This window comes from Pseudoalteromonas sp. HL-AS2, assembly GCF_031198805.1.
Classification (GTDB): Bacteria; Pseudomonadota; Gammaproteobacteria; order Enterobacterales; family Alteromonadaceae; genus Pseudoalteromonas; species Pseudoalteromonas nigrifaciens.
In genome coordinates, this window is the sequence record NZ_CP133571.1 from 1,626,025 (window position 1) to 1,641,343 (window position 15,319).

Below are 15,319 nucleotides of genomic sequence, written 5' to 3' on the forward strand. Positions count from 1 at the left end.
CGTCATCGTTATTTACTAATTCCCTCTCACTTCTACGCTCTATTAGTTTATATAATTTAAGTTATTAGTAGATATATGTTTAGTAGGGATATCAGGCAGGTAAAGTTAGTTTCAAAGGTGGTTTGTTAAAGTTGTTGTTTAAGTTATCGCTGAAGGTGTGGCGCTCACCCTGCACCTTTGTACCATTTAACATCGTTATTCGCGGCTTGCTGCTTTAATCGTTGTTTACTCCCTGCAAAGTTTGAATATTTATGCCTAAATCGTTGAATCGATTCAAGCCATTGTGCTTCTTCTATATTCAGAGTAACTAGCACTTTAGGAATTGCTTTATTTATATATCCTTTTTTGTTTGGAGAAATTTGACGACCACTCCAATCTACTAATTCTAGGTAATCTAGTAACGCAAAAGGTATAGTGTGTTTTATGTTGTTAGCGCAAAATGGCTTTAGCTGACTTGGTTGACTTTGATCTTGAACACTATCTTTTTGTTTTGAGCGGTTATTTGTTTGAACCGTATTTTTAGTAAAGGCTGTCAATTGCGCTATACGTTCTTGAATAGAAGTAAAATCACTGTCTTCTAACGTACCGGCCATGTTTGCTCTAATAGGATTTAAATCGACATAGGCCATGCAACTAAGCAATGCGGTTTCATCTAATAATGCTTGTGATTTATAGCGCCCTTCCCAGTACTTACCTGTGCAGCTATCTTCCTTATTTGCTTCACGGGCAATGTATTCATTTAGGTTTTTCATATACCAGCTTATGTCGTAAAGTCTTTCTCGCCATTTAGCTATAATTTCATTAACGCAAACTAAACTCGCATTATCTAACTGCTCGCCTTTTAAGTAACTATCCACCAAAGCGTGGCCATTATAAAGCCTATACCAGCGTTCAATTACTTCACTATTTGCCCAATCTAGTGCCTGCTTTCTATTAACATTTACAACTAAGTGATAGTGATTACTCATAATTGCGTAAGCTGCAATCTCTATGGCAAACACACTACTTAACAACTTTATACGCTCTACTAGCCACTCTCTGCGGTGATCAAAGTTTTTACCTGTGTATTTATCATCACCACACAAAAAAGCTCGCCTAACGCATCTAGCTATTAAGTGATAATAAGATGTTGATGCCAAATCAATGAGATTTTTTCTTGCGCGTGTCATAAAATACAAAACCAACAACCACTGGATATAATAACAGTAGTATCTAATGTGAGTTTTGCAAATACTTTGTGCCTGTCCTTTTAAATCCTCTTTTTAAATCTCTTTAAAGCAAAAACATAAAATGATTTACAAAGTTGTATATCAACTCAACGCCTGCAGCTTTAGTTTATTTTAAAATTATGTTTTGATGAATTAAAGTCAACCTTTATCCTTTTGCTCTTTTAATATCATTTAGAATAAAGTGGATACAAGCAAAAAAAATAATAAAGAGAACACAATGACAAAATTTAATAACAATAGCGTAGTAATATTAAGCGCAGTACGCACTGCTATCGGTGGCTTTGGTGGCAGCCTTAAAAACTTCACTCCCGCTCAGTTAGGCACTATGTGCGCCAAAGAAGCATTAGCAAGAGCCAATATTTCACCAAAGCAAGTTGGTTCATGTGTGGTAGGTAAAGTGATACATAACGGTCCTAAAGACGCGTATTTGTCGCGAGTTATTGGGCTAGATGCAGGGTTACCAATTAGCAGTCACGCGGTAACACTCAACCGCTTGTGTGGTTCGGGTTTAGAAGCCATTATACAAGCAGCACAACAAATTCAATTAGGTGATGTAAACGCAGCTTTAGCAGGCGGAGCAGAAAGCATGAGTAGCTCAGGCTATACTCTAGCAAGTAATCGTTGGGGCCAAAAAATGGGTGATAGTACAGTAGTTGATGAGCTAACTACCACATTACAAGACCCATGGGACAACACACCTATGGGCGTTACCGCTGAAAACATTGCAGAAAAATATAGCATTAGCCGCAAGCAACAAGACGCTTACGCAGCACAAAGCCATCATAAAGCGGCTAAAGCCATTACCGCAGGCTATTTTAAACAGCAAATAATGCCCATCGAAATTAAATCTCGTAACGGTAATCAAGTTTTTGATACTGACGAGCATGTTCGTGCTGACACAACGGTCGAAAAACTCGCCACCTTAAAACCCTACTTTAAACAAAATGGTACAGTCACCGCAGCCACCTCATCAGGTATTAATGATGGCGCAGCCATGTTAGTGCTTATGTCGGAGCAAAAGGCCAATGAACAAGGCTTAAAACCACTCGGTCGCCTAGTCGGTTATGCCAGAGCAGGTGTTGAGCCTTCATTAATGGGCACAGGGCCTATTCCTGCTGTGCAACAGGTGTTTGACAAAACTGGATTAACTATTGATGACATGGACGTAGTAGAATCAAACGAAGCCTTTGCCGCACAGGCATTATGCGTAGGCAATGAGTTAAACTTTCCTGAGCATAGAGTAAATCCCAATGGCGGAGCTATAGCACTTGGCCACCCTGTTGGCGCAACCGGTGCTATTTTATCGACCAAATGCCTGTACGAACTGAAACGCATTAACGGTAAATACGGCTTGGTCACTATGTGTATTGGTGGCGGACAAGGTATAGCTGCTATTTTTGAAGCGCTTTAGTTATAAAAGATTTTAAAAGAAATAGCGGCTAAAAATAAGCCGTTTTAATTTAGTAAAAATAAAGTTTTGATTAGTAAAGGACATGATTATTAAAGGACAGGCATAAACCTGTTAATTGCTTTATGCCTGTCCCTTTATTTTCCTAGTTAAAATGAGTTTATTAGCAAATAGCCTGGGGTATAGAATCATTCATATTCCTATCCCACCTAGGAAAATGGCTTAGAAAATATCAGGGTTTAATTTACGGCACTGTTAATTATTTTATGCCTGTCCCTTTATTTCTGCTTTGTGACCATCTGGAAGACTGCTGTTGCGATGCTTTAATCCAAGTCATTATTTGGACTGATGCCAAACAGTCGTTTATATTCTCGGCTAAACTGGCTAGGGCTTTCATATCCTACTTGCAAGGCAATGTATGATATTTGCGCGTCATTGATTTTAATCAGCCGTCGCGCCTCCATTAATCGTAAGTTTTTTTGATACTGTAGCGGACTCAACTGAGTAATTTTCTTAAAGTGTTGGTGAAACCCTGAAACACTCATACCGCAGCGGCTTGCCAAGTCTGCAATAACCAAAGGTTCATCTAGATGTGCTTTCAACCAATCGACTGCTTGAGCAATACGATGAATATGGCTGCCATTCGTTACCAGTTGGCGCAGCTTATCGCCTTGTTTTCCTGATAGTAATCGATAATAAATTTCTTGCTGTATTAAAGGAGATAGAAATTCAATATCATTTGGATAATTAAGTAACTCTATCAATCGATCAAACGATGGCATGATAGAGTCATCTAATTGCCATTTGATTCCAAAATAACCCTCGTCTATATGTTTTTTAGGTGGTATTTTAGCCAGAACGTCGCGAATCATTAGCAAATTTAATTTCATAGATAATACAACAACAGGATTGTCTAACGAAGCCTGTTTAATATGTATGTTCAATGGAGCGTCTACTGGACAAAACATCAGGTTAGTATTGTCAAACTTTACACAATCTGTTCCTAAGTAAACCTCGCGCTCGCCTTGTAAAACAATACATATACTAGGCTCTAGGACATAACCGATTATTTTTTCTGGCCTGTCGGCACAATGAAATACTAAGTCTGGAATATCTGATTCGATGGTTTGGTTCTTAGGGATTAATCTAAGTAGTTGCTCAATGTTTGTTTTCTGCATCATATTTTACTTATTTTTAGAACCTGATTGACAGTACAAATTTTTATAGGATTAGGCAACACATTTGTAGGACTATTATAACGAATTATTAAGCTGTCCCTTATAATGATCGCATCACAAAATGAAAGTATTACACAGCTTAGGCAATAGCAGCCTGTGATCAGTTTGGGCATACAAGTCTTGTCGATGGTTCACTAAGTTTTTGATTTGGTGTTCTTTCAAGAACCAGATAAAAAGGGTTTTAATCCAGAACAGCTGTTTGTGATGGGTTATGCAGCGCGTTTCGATAGCGCGCCCTGAACATGGCAGCACAACAGTTAAAATTACCAATTACAGCTTCAATACATCTGCTCAAGTCGGTCTTGGTATGAAAGCCGATAATAGCTATAACTTAATATATATAGATCTGTCTGTTGAAGTATCACGTATTAACAATGTGCAATCACAAAATCTCATCTAACCTGTCCTTACTCTAATGCAACATTTAGTATTGATGTACGCTTACATGTTGCAGTTGTATAAATAATAGTTGTACTCAGTGAGTCACTATAAATGAACTTTTAATCCAAGGAATATTTATGAGCGAATATAAAGTAACCAATCCAGCAACTGGCAAAGTTGAAGCCAGCTACCCTACTGCAAATGAACAAGATATTCAGCAAGCCATCACAAAAGCTGATGATGCCTATAAAGAATGGCGTAACATCTCTCTTAGCGAGCGCAGCGCACTTCTGCACAAAATTGCAGATATCTATATTGAGCGTCAAGATGAGCTGGCAAACATGATCGCTGTAGAAATGGGCAAGCCTGTAGCCCAAGGTAAAGGAGAGCTCGCTCTAGTCGCTGAAATATATCGCTATTATGCAGACAACGCAGAACAGCTATTAGCACATAACCAAATCAATGTAGCCGAAGGCTCAGCTTTCGTAGAGAAACTGCCAGTAGGCGCATTGTTAGGAATTATGCCGTGGAACTATCCGCATTATCAAGTAGCACGCTTTGCAGCACCTAACTTTATGGCAGGCAATACAATTATTTTAAAGCATGCCCCACAGTGCCCTAAAACGGCAGAAGTAATTGTCGAAATTCTTAAAGATGCCGGTTTACCAGATGGCGTATATAACAATGTATTTGCTACCAATGATCAAGCCGCAACTATCATCGAAGACAGCAGAATACAAGGCATCTCATTAACAGGTTCTGAGCGTGCAGGACAAGCAGTTGCTAAAATAGCAGGCGGCGCCCTTAAAAAGGTCGTTTTAGAGCTTGGCGGTTCAGATGCCTTTATCGTTGCAGCAGATGCTGATATTGAGCAAGCAATAGCAGATGCCATCACCGGCCGCTTTGGCAATACTGGACAAGCTTGTAACGCCGCTAAGCGCCTAATTGTCGTTGAAGCCGTTTATGATAAGTTTGTACAAGGCTTTGCCGATGCGGTTCGTGAGATGACGTTGTCTGATCCATTAGATCAAACAACCTTTATCGGACCGATGTCCTCAAAAAGCGCTGCAGTCAATTTACAAAAGCAGTTAGATGAAGCAATAAAAGCTGGTGCCACCGTTCTAATTGAAGGCGGCATTGTCAAAGACAAGCCAGGCGCTTGGTTTGCTCCAGCAGTACTTACCAATGTCGATAACTCAATGGCTGTTTATAGCGAAGAACTATTTGGTCCTGTTGCTGTTATTTATAAAGCTCGTGATATCGCTGATGCGATCAAAATTGCCAACGATGTTCCATTTGGTCTTGGTGCGTCAATCCAGACTAAAGACTCAGAATTGGCAGCTGAGATTGCTGATCAGTTAGAAGTCGGCATGGTGACCATAAACGCACCTTCTGGTACTGAAGCCAACACCCCTTTTGGCGGTGTTAAGCGCTCAGGCTTCGGTCGTGAACTTGGTACCCTTGGTATTACTGAATTCTTAAACTACAAATTGATTCGTAATAAAACCAGTGCATAGATTTAAAGTTTAATTCTTATAAATAAATAACAAAAAGCCTAGCGTTAACATGCTAGGCTTTTTTGTTGCTCACTGACCCGTCCTGAAATAACTTTACAAACAAGGAGCTTATAAATAGACTTATCCATCTAAGAGCAAACATAAACTTTCAAATAACCACCAGCCCAAAATAAATCTTCTAGAGATTAAGCTAGCTGACATTAAATTCCACAGCTTATTTTTAGTAAGATCGTGAAGTATTCAAAAATTTAGGCACTGTAAATTATTTTATGCCTGTCCCTTTATTTCCTTCCTTTATTTTTCTACCTAATTACCCTTTCTAAGATTTTTTCCTAGCCAATACTTACCTATTACCATGTATAATAATTTTAAAGGGAGATATAAATGCACATTGGTATCATAGAAGATCATCAACTAGTAAGAGATAGCTTTAAAAAGCTACTCGAATTACAGCCAGATTGGAAAGTAATAATAGAAGCTTGCAGCGTAAATGAAGCAAAGCTTGCGGTTGAACTAGAACAACCCGATATATTTATAGTGGATATATCGCTTAACGGTAAAGAAACCGGGCTTACTTTTTTATCTTACCTTTTTGAGCATTTTCCTAACATTAAAACCATTGTTGCCTCCATGCATGACCACGAACCCTATGTGAGTAACGCTTTGCGACTTGGCGCGTTAGGTTATGTGTCAAAACGCTCGGCTTCTGAAGAATTAATAGATGCGGTTAAGTCTGTAGCTTTGGGTAAGCGCTATATAAGCGAAGACGTAAACTTTGCCCTAACCACAGAAAGTAGCGCACTTACGCTACTAACAAATCGAGAAATAGAGGCCTTACCATTATTTTCTAAGGGGCTTAATGCCAAGCAAGTAGCACAAGCATTAGGAATAATGCCTAAAACTGCTCATGTCCATAAGGCAAATATATACACTAAGCTTAACGTTACAACTTCATTCGAGCTGTTAAAAATTGCAATAGATGTAGGAGTAATACAACTAGATGAGCTTACTTAGCCTATCCCCCTCGTTTAGTTTTTTTATTACTACAGCTTTTAAACAAGTAACCAAGCAGTTACTTGTTGGGCTTGTTTATTTTGTTATATTTGCTGCAACTTTTTGGCTCAGCAAAAATCTAGAAACAGTCCCCGAAAGCAGCGCAATTTTTATTCCTGCGGGCATTAAAATTGCCTTCTTTTTACTTTTACCTACAAAGTATTGGCTAACTTTATGGGTAACATCTCGTCTTCTCGCTGCCTTTGTGGGTGCTTTTAATAATGAAGTTTTAGCTCTTGCACAATGGGATTTTAATTTATTTCATGGTTTTTGGCAGGAGCTTTGCTTTGTTGCGCTTATTTATATTTTAAAAAACAGCCGTTGGCCGCCCAGTATTAACGATAGCCAAGGTATACTTTCGTTAATATTACTGGCTGTTGCTAGTACATCTATTAAATGGTTTGTATTTGCTAGTGCGTTTGAATTTACCAATATACTGGTTGCTACAGAATTATTACAGTACCAGTTAAATATGTGCCTTGGGGATATTACCGGCACACTATTAGTCACTCCGCTAATGATGCTAATTTTTAGCGTGAGGCATAAATTAAATAAATCGCTATTACTAAAAATGATGCATTTAGGGGCTGCTTTATTGTGCCTTTTATTAATTGTAATTTTTGTATATGCACTACGCCCCGACACCTACCCACTACTAAGGCTCGCCTCGTTATTACCCATTATTTGGTTTTCGTATAGGTTTGGCTCTTTGGGCGCTGTAACCAGTGCCACGTTAATTAATAGCTTAATTATACTCGAGGCAAGCTTTACTCATGCCCCTGAAAACACTTATATAAGCCAGTTATTCATTTTAGCAAATGCAATTACCAGTATGGTTTTAGGCGCTGCAATTACTGAACTAAAACGTAAAAATAATGAGTTATATAAAACGAACCTAGAACTCAGAAAGCAGTTAACTAAAAACACACACCTTGCGGCTAAAATGGTTAGCGTACAAGAAAATGAGCGAAAACATCTTTCTCAAGAGTTACACGACGAGTTGGGTCAAAATCTCACTGCTTTAAAAACTGACTTATCTATTTTGTCTCACATGAGTAATAAAGATACTCAGTCGTTTGTTAAAAGCTTAAAAACGAATGCCAATACCATGTACGATTCGGTATACCAATTAATGCATTACCTTCGCCCACGCGAATTAGACGAACTTGGCTTAAATAAGGCAATAACAGCCGGGCGACTAAAAAGTTTACTGCATAAGGCAAAAATTAATTTTCAGGCCGACTTTAAAATTCATAAAGCCCTGTCAAAAGATCATGAAATAGCTATTTATCGAATATGCCAAGAAGCTGTAACTAACTGTGTTAAGCATAGTAATGCCAGCAAAATGCATATAGAACTCGTAACCGATAATAATTTTATTACACTAACCATTAGTGATAATGGCAGTTTAGCAACACCTGCTAACAACTCGGGTAATTATGGTTTAGCTTTTATTGAAGAGCGCGCAATGGCATTGGGCGGAACTTTTGAAGTGTGTGTAAAAAATGGCTTTACCATTAAGGTAAAGCTTCCTTTTTACTTTGATTAGTTAGCACATTGCTTAATTTGTAAATTGCTTAGCAAATAAAAACTTGTTTAGTATAAAACTTTTGCCTTAATTGGCCTGCTTCTATATGTTCGGGATTAACTTGTATTTCAGCTTGGTTACCTATTAGCTGCAGTAGCATACCTTGTGCTATTTGGCTGTTGCCAAGCCTTGACTTTACCACCACTTGCTTGCCTATAGCGCCTTGTAATCGTGGCTTTGGCAAACTAGGTTTGCTAATTGGTTTTAACCCTTCCGACTTTGCAAATAAGTTTACGCAGTGCTGCTTAGCTGCAACTATCAAATCGTCTTTACCTTTAACCACGTCAACATTATTTAATAAATGGATAAATGCTTGATTAGCTCTATCAAACTCTGTAGACACATCAGTTAAACCCCGTATAGCTGCCCATTTTCGAATGACTATATATTTACCCTTTTTAATACGCGCTAAACTAATTGAGGCACCTGTCATTTTGCTATACCACTCAATACGATAGCAAAATGAGCCTAGGCTATGTAAAAACACCGTAATATTGCCAAATTCCTTTGTGCTTGCTTCAATTAAACTCATTTTACTTCCCTAACGTCCTAGTTAAATTGAGTTTATTAGCAAATAGCCTGGTATAAAATCATCCATATTCCTAATCCATCTAGGAAAATGGCTTAGAAAATACAAGTGGATTAATTTACGGCACTGTTAATTATTTTATGCCTGTCCCTTTATTTGTCTTAAAGAACATAATTGTTAGAATGCCCACCTATTTCCCCATCAAGAGACACAATGGCAAATTTCAATACTCATCTTAATACTGCGCTAATCATCACAGGCTTAGCCTCAGCCACCTTATTATCTGCAGAACATATTGATTTAAAGGGCGCGCTCTGGTTATGGTTTTTAGGCTCAATCGGCGGTTTATTACCAGATATAGATTCAGATAACTCCACATCACTCGACACTATTTTTAACTTATTTGCACTGAGCGCTGTATTACTGGTACTGCATTACATAACCACTGAGCTAATTATTAAAATTAGTTTTATCGAGTTAATTGTAGTGCCCTTATTAGTTTACGGATTTATGAAATATATTATTAGACCACTTTTTGAATGGATCACAGTACATAGAGGCAGTTGCCACTCTTTACTATTTATACTGCTATGCGCGCTATTAACAACACAAGTAACATGGGAACTGAATGATCAATCAACCCCACAAGCAGCCACCTTTGCCTGGTTAACGGGTGGGTTTATTTTACTAGGAGGATTAATTCATTTATTGCTGGATGAAATTTACAGTGTAGATTTAAGTAATGTCACAATTAAACGCTCTTTCGGGACCGCTCTAAAAATAGCTGAGTTCGATAATAAATTAATTACATTGTCGTCAATTATTGCCATTGCAGGTTTAATCTATGTCGCTCCCCCTACAAAACAAACTATCACAGCGTTAAGTGATTGGTCTCACTTTAGATTTCAATCTTTAAAAATTAGATTTTAAGCTCTCTATACGCATAATGATACGCATAGCGAAATCAAGTGAATAACATTGACACCCACCCTAGTTTTTTCAAAGTGATTAGCGTGGCTGTCATCATAATTTTCTTCTTTGTGTTTGTTTCAATTAAACTCATTCCACCTCGGAAAATAGTTTATAAAATACCAGGATTTAATTTACGGCACTGTTGATTATTTTATGCCTGTCCCTTTAAATAATTGGTTAAAATTGGCAACGAAGGAGCAAAACCAACTGTTTTTTGTCTTTGTTTAACAGCTTGTTATGCTTTGACTGCCACTAAATTTCCAAGAGACTGTACCCTGTAAATAACATGCGAGCTAAAAACCTTATCAAATTTATTAGCAGCTATCATACCCAATACACTTTGATCAGTAGCATTTTGGCCTAAGTGATTTGGGCTTAATTCCCATTCATTGCCAATATACCCCGACTTATGAATAAAAGCTGTTTTCATACTGTTATCTAAAATATAAACAAGAATATAAGCTACCGTTTCATCGTAAACAAATCCATTGTATGAACATCTATTTACAGAAACTTTAGCATACTTTTCTAACAATTCAGGGCGATACCTTGACTCACACTTTATAACTTTATCATCTGATTCGATATAAATTTCAGCATTCATAAAATCAGGTTCATATTTATCTGAACCGACATTTAAAGAGCTGTATGGATTCATTGACAATGACTCGTAAGGCTTTAATACTTTTGGAGGGGAATATTTATCGAGTTCTAGCCACAAATCATTGTGAAAAACTGCATGTATGGCATAAATATTTACGGGCTTATCTTTTTTATTAGATAAGACTACTTCTGTTATATGTGAAGGAGTGAAACTTGCACCGCCAAAAGAGTATTGAGCAGCGACTCTGTTACCAATCTTTTTATAAGCAAAGTATATTGCAAATACAGAACTTACTAATAAGAGGAATGGCCTAAAAATTTCATTTGAAAATGTAACAATTACATCAAAGCAGCTCAAGTCTTACTCCAAAAGCATAACGCTTTAAACAGCGGAAAACGCGAGCGTAGCGAGTGGGTTTCCGGTGATTTAACTTGTTAGTTTTCAACTGTCGCTACCAATTTACCGTCAATTGAAAGACTGCCATCGCGAATTAATACATCTCCAAGCCACACTGAACCGTAAAATTTATTGTCCAAATACAGTTCTTTACTGTACCGACCAACAATTTCCAATTTATGCTGACTCGATTGTGTGCCAAATATTACGGTATGCCGTAAAGGTGAAGGTGACGTTTTGCCTACAGTCGAAATAGGCATAAGTTCCTCACTATAGGGTTCCATAATTTTGATGGTTAGCCCTGGGTGATTGACATTATATTCCACCCAATCACCAACTCGCTTACCTGTATCTGCGCCGGTAAATCCAATCAAGTTAGCACAACCTGATACAAAAAATACAACACCTAGCATGCTCAATTTGAAAAACGTACTCATAGAATCCTCTAAAAAACTAACAGCTTATTGAACACCACCTTGGGGGGTTATAACACCCCAAAACGGCGCATATTACGTTGTTCGATAATTACATTAAACAACTCATTTACAAACAAGTAGTTACAATTTCTATTTTGTAACCTTTATAATTTAATCCCAAAACGACTTTTAATAATGTTATGGGACAAAACCTACAGCACTGTATTTATATACAGTATCAAATTAAATTTATTTTTTATAAAAACGCATCTGCAATTATCACCTATTTAAAACCTTGAATCATTTTCACAAGGTATTCCGTCGTTATCGCCATCCATTTTTGTATTCGGGCAGTTATTAATAAAAAATACAGCTTCGGCTCGTGAGGTCATTTGGCTGCAATGTTGCCTGCCATCGCATGTAAAGTTTTGGGTGCTTTTAGGAATAACGATTTTTGGGTATTTCTCATCAAAGGTGGTTAAGTCGGCATTGGTAATAACGGGGGTGTTGTTTTTATTGCCTGCATGAGTGTTTGCGAAGTACCTATTGTATGCGCTAAAACCTATGCTTAATATAATTGCCAGCGCAACAAGGTTAGCTAAAGTGCTCGACTTCTTTTTTGCTTTACTCATTTTAAAGGGTTTATTAAAAGCAGCTGTTTTTTCTAATTTGCTTTGTACTTTGCTTTCAATTACGCCTTCAATGCGGCAGTTTACGGCTTTGCTTTTACCATTGGGATCAGTAGCTACCTCAAAATAGATAGTGTCGCCTACTTTAGGTTTGCGGCTCATGTGTTTAAGCGAAGATATGTGTATAAAGGTGTCGTGTGCAACACTGCTAGATTTAATAAAACCATAGCCTCGGTTGTCGTTCCACGACGTTAACAATCCTTTGTTCATTGGTGTTCCTGATTTTTATACTTTTTATTAGTTATTTTTTTATGTGTTACTTATGCAAACTATACGTTTCTAAAAGTGGTCGGTAAACTTATTTTAAGTAATTTTAAAATTAAACTACTTTATAGCTATTGCTTGGCGGTATTTTAATTAACTAATTATTGAATAGTGATTGAATAACGAATGAATTACATAGGGTGGTTTTAATTTGCGGTGCTGTTGATTATGATGGCACTAGAAATACTTAATAAGTCTGTTGTGCTTTAAATTTTTAGTAAGGATCATCTTATGTCTAGCTATAACGAATCTCCAGAGCAAGTTACTAAAGCGACCGAAGGTTATGTAATGCAGCAAACTATGCTGCGAATTAAAGACCCAAAACCGTCATTAGCATTTTATGAAAACGTATTAGGTATGAAGTTGTTGGGCAAATATGACTTTCCTGGTATGAAGTTTACCCTGTACTTTTTAGGTTACGAGCAACAACTGCCTGCGGGCGATGATAAAACCAAAGCTGAATGGGTGTTTCGCCGCCCTGCACTAATTGAGCTTACCCATAATTGGGGCACAGAAAACGACGATAGCTTTGCAGGCTATGTAAGTGGTAACGAAGAGCCTAAAGGCTTTGGCCATATTGGTATTAGCGTACCCGATGTATACGCCGCGTGCGAACGTTTTACAAAATACGATGTGGAGTTTGTAAAAAAACCAGACGATGGCTCGATGAAAGGTTTGGCGTTTATTAAAGACCCCGACGGTTATTGGATTGAAATACTCTCGGCCGAGGGCATTACCGAAATTATTATGTCTCAGTAATAACTAAACTGTATGTATGTTTTAAATTACAAAGCCAGCAGCTAAGCTGGCTTTATTGTTTGCAGGCGTTATTATTAAACTTAGTTTATTTAGGAGCGTTTCGCTGTGAAGGATCTTTAGTAAAGCTGCTTAATACTTCAGTTGGATTTTGAGTTAGTTTTTGCTGTTGAGCAGCCTCTGCCCACCAGGCTAATTGGGTAAATGTACGTGAGAAGTAATTAAACCAAGTGTCTTGTTCACTTTGCTCATTGAACGAGCCATTTTCAGCCATTACCTCTTGCGCTTTTGGTACATGGATCATTGCTGATACGGGTAAACAGCCTAATTCACTTAAAAAGTTACGCATACCCATTGCGGCGCGCATACCACCCCATTGCCCAGCAGAATAAGTAACAATTGCGCTGGGTTTGTACGAAAACAGTGAGCTGCCAAAATGGTTTAATAAGTTGGCCAGTGCTGGGCTCATAGAATGGTTGTACTCTGGGCTGATCATAATATAGCCATCGGCTGCGGCAATTTTATCGGCTAGGGTATTTAGCTGCTCGGGAGCTTTACTTTTGGGGTAAGCAAAGTGTGGTTTAAATACCGGTTCGAGCGGGTAATCTAGCGCGTCGATTAGCTCTATTTCGTGTGTACTAAATTGGCTTTGCAAACACGCTATACATGCTTGGGCTACGCGCTCGCCAAGCCTTGCTGGTTTAGGTGGTGTGCTATTGCGTACGGTGCCTAAAAATACTAAAAACTTCATGTATATTCCCTCGTTGTTTAAATTACTTTTTTAGGATTGGTAATTAAGCTCAGGGCTGCAGTGCCTGTGCAGCAAGCTCTGCAAGTACATTGGCAAGCTTTGTAGCAACAGCGCATTGCCCTGCACCATGGCGCTTAGTTAAATAGCTGAGATCGTTGTAGCTCAACCATACTTTTGCATTGGCGTCTTGCCAAACAAGTGCTTTAAGCGGTAAATCAATCCCCATTGTTTGCGCGCACTGCATTAAAGGAGTACCGCCTTGTGGATTACCAAATATAATAACTTCGGTATAGCCAAGCTGCTGCCCTACTTTTTTAGCCCCTGCGGTGTGATCAATACGTGCAAAAATTGTCAGTCCTTTATTTTTAGCCAGTAGCTCAAACTTATTCATAGTGGCTTTGGCGCTTTGCTGGCTTTGTAGTGTTATTAGGCCGTTTGTTGCTTTAGCCGGAAAAAACACAAAAAATAACGCAAATACAAAAGTGGTGCTTAATAGTTTCATGTATAAACTCTGGTTTGGTTAAACATATGAGCAACCAACTTAGCATGTAATTTAGCCACAAAAAAGCCAGCGGTTAAGCTGGCTTGGTATATATGCAATAACTTTGCGCTAAAACATTATTTACGCAGTGCGTCTATGCGGGCGTCAAGCGGTGGGTGCGACGAAAACAACTCAGCCATACCTTTACCACTGGCAATACCAAACGCCATCATTGAGCCTTCTAGTTGCGAAGGATGATTTTGCTTTAATCGCTCAAGGGCTGAACGCATTTTGTCTGCGCCTACTAGTTTGGCAGCGCCGCTGTCGGCAGCAAACTCACGTTGGCGGCTGTAATAAGCCACTATAACGCTGGCTAAAATGCCAAAAATTACTTGAAACAACATATCGAACAGGAAGTAGGTCCAGCTGTTGCCGCCCTCTTGTTCATCGTTGTTACTGTTTATAAAGTTATCGACTATGCCTGCTAGCACTTTAGCGGCAAATATAACAAAGGTGTTTACCACGCCTTGTATAAGTGTAAGCGTTACCATGTCGCCATTAGCAATATGCGATACTTCGTGGGCAAGTACGGCTTCGGCTTGATCTTGGCTCATGCTGTGTAATAAACCTGTGCTTACTGCCACTAGTGAGTTGTTTTTACTTGGGCCGGTGGCAAATGCGTTCATTTCTGGGCTGTCGTAAATGGCCACTTCTGGCATTTTAATGCCGGCTTTTTGCGCTTGTGCTGCAACCGTAGTTACTAGCCAATGTTCGGTTTCGTTACGTGGTTGGGTAATAACATGTGCGCCGGTTGATTTTTTAGCCATCCATTTCGACATAAATAACGAAATAAACGAGCCACCAAAACCAAACACAGTGGCAATCATTAGCATACCGCCTAAGCTACGGTTGCTTAGTCCAAATACACTCATCACTATTGAAAGCACTACACCTAATACCAACATAACCGCGAGGTTTGTTAGTAAAAATAAAAAAACACGTTTCATACTTGTCCTCAAAAAATAATATCGATTGCGGTACTATTAA

The 15,319-nt window shown here is 38.4% G+C and carries 16 protein-coding genes; 7 read left to right on the plus strand and 9 right to left on the minus strand.

Features of this window, described 5'->3' with window-relative positions:
• Window positions 1-164: 164 nt before the first annotated feature.
• Window positions 165-1,085, minus strand: a complete 921-nt coding sequence (locus RB215_RS07700; protein ID WP_182683497.1) for a transposase — start codon at window positions 1,083-1,085, stop codon at window positions 165-167.
• A gap of 361 nt (window positions 1,086-1,446) precedes the next feature.
• Here RB215_RS07700 and RB215_RS07705 point away from each other — a divergent pair, with 361 nt between their 5' ends.
• Window positions 1,447-2,640 (plus strand): acetyl-CoA C-acyltransferase family protein, encoded by a 1,194-nt coding sequence (locus tag RB215_RS07705; protein WP_309216149.1) that lies wholly within the window; start codon window positions 1,447-1,449, stop codon window positions 2,638-2,640.
• A gap of 320 nt (window positions 2,641-2,960) precedes the next feature.
• Here the strand turns inward: RB215_RS07705 and RB215_RS07710 are convergent, their stop codons facing one another.
• The gene (locus RB215_RS07710) at window positions 2,961-3,818 is read right to left on the minus strand and encodes an AraC family transcriptional regulator (protein WP_041454433.1); all 858 of its coding nucleotides are present in this window, start codon (window positions 3,816-3,818) and stop codon (window positions 2,961-2,963) included.
• 268 nt (window positions 3,819-4,086) lie between these two features.
• Between RB215_RS07710 and RB215_RS07715 the strand changes: the two genes are divergently transcribed.
• The 4 genes from RB215_RS07715 (at window position 4,087) to RB215_RS07730 (ending at window position 8,375) form a co-directional block, all read left to right on the plus strand.
• Window positions 4,087-4,275 carry a hypothetical protein gene (locus tag RB215_RS07715; protein WP_011328267.1) on the plus strand — a complete coding sequence of 63 codons (189 nt, stop codon included), beginning with the start codon at window positions 4,087-4,089 and terminating at the stop codon, window positions 4,273-4,275.
• 118 nt (window positions 4,276-4,393) lie between these two features.
• A complete protein-coding gene (locus RB215_RS07720; RefSeq protein WP_309216150.1) occupies window positions 4,394-5,773 on the plus strand; it encodes an NAD-dependent succinate-semialdehyde dehydrogenase in 1,380 nt (459 codons plus the stop codon).
• A 384-nt stretch (window positions 5,774-6,157) separates the two neighbouring features.
• The gene (locus tag RB215_RS07725) at window positions 6,158-6,787 is read left to right on the plus strand and encodes a response regulator transcription factor (protein WP_089368324.1); all 630 of its coding nucleotides are present in this window, start codon (window positions 6,158-6,160) and stop codon (window positions 6,785-6,787) included.
• Window positions 6,774-8,375: an MASE1 domain-containing protein gene (locus tag RB215_RS07730; RefSeq protein WP_011328270.1), complete on the plus strand. Its 1,602-nt coding sequence runs from the start codon at window positions 6,774-6,776 to the stop codon at window positions 8,373-8,375. Before RB215_RS07725 ends, RB215_RS07730 begins: the two co-directional genes overlap by 14 nt.
• A gap of 28 nt (window positions 8,376-8,403) precedes the next feature.
• Here RB215_RS07730 and RB215_RS07735 read toward each other — a convergent pair whose 3' ends face one another.
• On the minus strand, window positions 8,404-8,946 hold the full coding sequence (locus RB215_RS07735) for a hypothetical protein (protein WP_011328271.1): 543 nt from the start codon (window positions 8,944-8,946) through the stop codon (window positions 8,404-8,406).
• A gap of 210 nt (window positions 8,947-9,156) precedes the next feature.
• Here RB215_RS07735 and RB215_RS07740 point away from each other — a divergent pair, with 210 nt between their 5' ends.
• Window positions 9,157-9,873 carry a metal-dependent hydrolase gene (locus tag RB215_RS07740; RefSeq protein ID WP_309216151.1) on the plus strand — a complete coding sequence of 239 codons (717 nt, stop codon included), beginning with the start codon at window positions 9,157-9,159 and terminating at the stop codon, window positions 9,871-9,873.
• A 277-nt stretch (window positions 9,874-10,150) separates the two neighbouring features.
• Here the strand turns inward: RB215_RS07740 and RB215_RS07745 are convergent, their stop codons facing one another.
• From RB215_RS07745 to RB215_RS07755, 3 genes are all read right to left on the minus strand, one after another.
• On the minus strand, window positions 10,151-10,876 hold the full coding sequence (locus RB215_RS07745) for a hypothetical protein (protein WP_309216152.1): 726 nt from the start codon (window positions 10,874-10,876) through the stop codon (window positions 10,151-10,153).
• A 77-nt stretch (window positions 10,877-10,953) separates the two neighbouring features.
• A complete protein-coding gene (locus RB215_RS07750; RefSeq protein ID WP_309216154.1) occupies window positions 10,954-11,352 on the minus strand; it encodes a hypothetical protein in 399 nt (132 codons plus the stop codon).
• Between the two features lie 266 nt (window positions 11,353-11,618).
• Window positions 11,619-12,230, minus strand: coding sequence for an excalibur calcium-binding domain-containing protein (locus RB215_RS07755; RefSeq protein WP_309216155.1), 612 nt, complete (start codon window positions 12,228-12,230; stop codon window positions 11,619-11,621).
• Window positions 12,231-12,515: 285 nt separating this feature from the next.
• Between RB215_RS07755 and gloA the strand changes: the two genes are divergently transcribed.
• The gene (gene gloA, locus RB215_RS07760) at window positions 12,516-13,043 is read left to right on the plus strand and encodes a lactoylglutathione lyase (RefSeq protein ID WP_179807031.1); all 528 of its coding nucleotides are present in this window, start codon (window positions 12,516-12,518) and stop codon (window positions 13,041-13,043) included.
• 85 nt (window positions 13,044-13,128) lie between these two features.
• On the opposite strand, the gene RB215_RS07765 is transcribed toward gloA, so the two are convergent.
• From RB215_RS07765 to htpX, 3 genes are all read right to left on the minus strand, one after another.
• Window positions 13,129-13,791 carry an NADPH-dependent FMN reductase gene (locus RB215_RS07765; RefSeq protein ID WP_193038564.1) on the minus strand — a complete coding sequence of 221 codons (663 nt, stop codon included), beginning with the start codon at window positions 13,789-13,791 and terminating at the stop codon, window positions 13,129-13,131.
• 49 nt (window positions 13,792-13,840) lie between these two features.
• Window positions 13,841-14,293 carry a DUF302 domain-containing protein gene (locus RB215_RS07770; RefSeq protein ID WP_309216156.1) on the minus strand — a complete coding sequence of 151 codons (453 nt, stop codon included), beginning with the start codon at window positions 14,291-14,293 and terminating at the stop codon, window positions 13,841-13,843.
• Between the two features lie 116 nt (window positions 14,294-14,409).
• Window positions 14,410-15,279: a protease HtpX gene (gene htpX / locus RB215_RS07775; protein ID WP_089368331.1), complete on the minus strand. Its 870-nt coding sequence runs from the start codon at window positions 15,277-15,279 to the stop codon at window positions 14,410-14,412.
• Between the last annotated feature and the right edge of the window lie 40 nt (window positions 15,280-15,319).

Excerpts from the sequence above, each read along its gene's own strand:
- gloA (WP_179807031.1), top strand. The coding sequence starts at position 12,516 with ATGTCTAGCTATAACGAATCTCCAGAGCAAGTTACTAAAGCGACCGAA.
- RB215_RS07765 (WP_193038564.1), bottom strand. The coding sequence starts at position 13,791 with ATGAAGTTTTTAGTATTTTTAGGCACCGTACGCAATAGCACACCACCT.
- RB215_RS07750 (WP_309216154.1), bottom strand. The coding sequence starts at position 11,352 with ATGAGTACGTTTTTCAAATTGAGCATGCTAGGTGTTGTATTTTTTGTA.
- RB215_RS07735 (WP_011328271.1), bottom strand. The coding sequence starts at position 8,946 with ATGAGTTTAATTGAAGCAAGCACAAAGGAATTTGGCAATATTACGGTG.
- RB215_RS07725 (WP_089368324.1), top strand. The coding sequence starts at position 6,158 with ATGCACATTGGTATCATAGAAGATCATCAACTAGTAAGAGATAGCTTT.
- RB215_RS07715 (WP_011328267.1), top strand. The coding sequence starts at position 4,087 with ATGCAGCGCGTTTCGATAGCGCGCCCTGAACATGGCAGCACAACAGTT.
- RB215_RS07770 (WP_309216156.1), bottom strand. The coding sequence starts at position 14,293 with ATGAAACTATTAAGCACCACTTTTGTATTTGCGTTATTTTTTGTGTTT.
- RB215_RS07730 (WP_011328270.1), top strand. The coding sequence starts at position 6,774 with ATGAGCTTACTTAGCCTATCCCCCTCGTTTAGTTTTTTTATTACTACA.
- RB215_RS07710 (WP_041454433.1), bottom strand. The coding sequence starts at position 3,818 with ATGATGCAGAAAACAAACATTGAGCAACTACTTAGATTAATCCCTAAG.
- RB215_RS07755 (WP_309216155.1), bottom strand. The coding sequence starts at position 12,230 with ATGAACAAAGGATTGTTAACGTCGTGGAACGACAACCGAGGCTATGGT.
- RB215_RS07705 (WP_309216149.1), top strand. The coding sequence starts at position 1,447 with ATGACAAAATTTAATAACAATAGCGTAGTAATATTAAGCGCAGTACGC.
- RB215_RS07740 (WP_309216151.1), top strand. The coding sequence starts at position 9,157 with ATGGCAAATTTCAATACTCATCTTAATACTGCGCTAATCATCACAGGC.
- htpX (WP_089368331.1), bottom strand. The coding sequence starts at position 15,279 with ATGAAACGTGTTTTTTTATTTTTACTAACAAACCTCGCGGTTATGTTG.
- RB215_RS07720 (WP_309216150.1), top strand. The coding sequence starts at position 4,394 with ATGAGCGAATATAAAGTAACCAATCCAGCAACTGGCAAAGTTGAAGCC.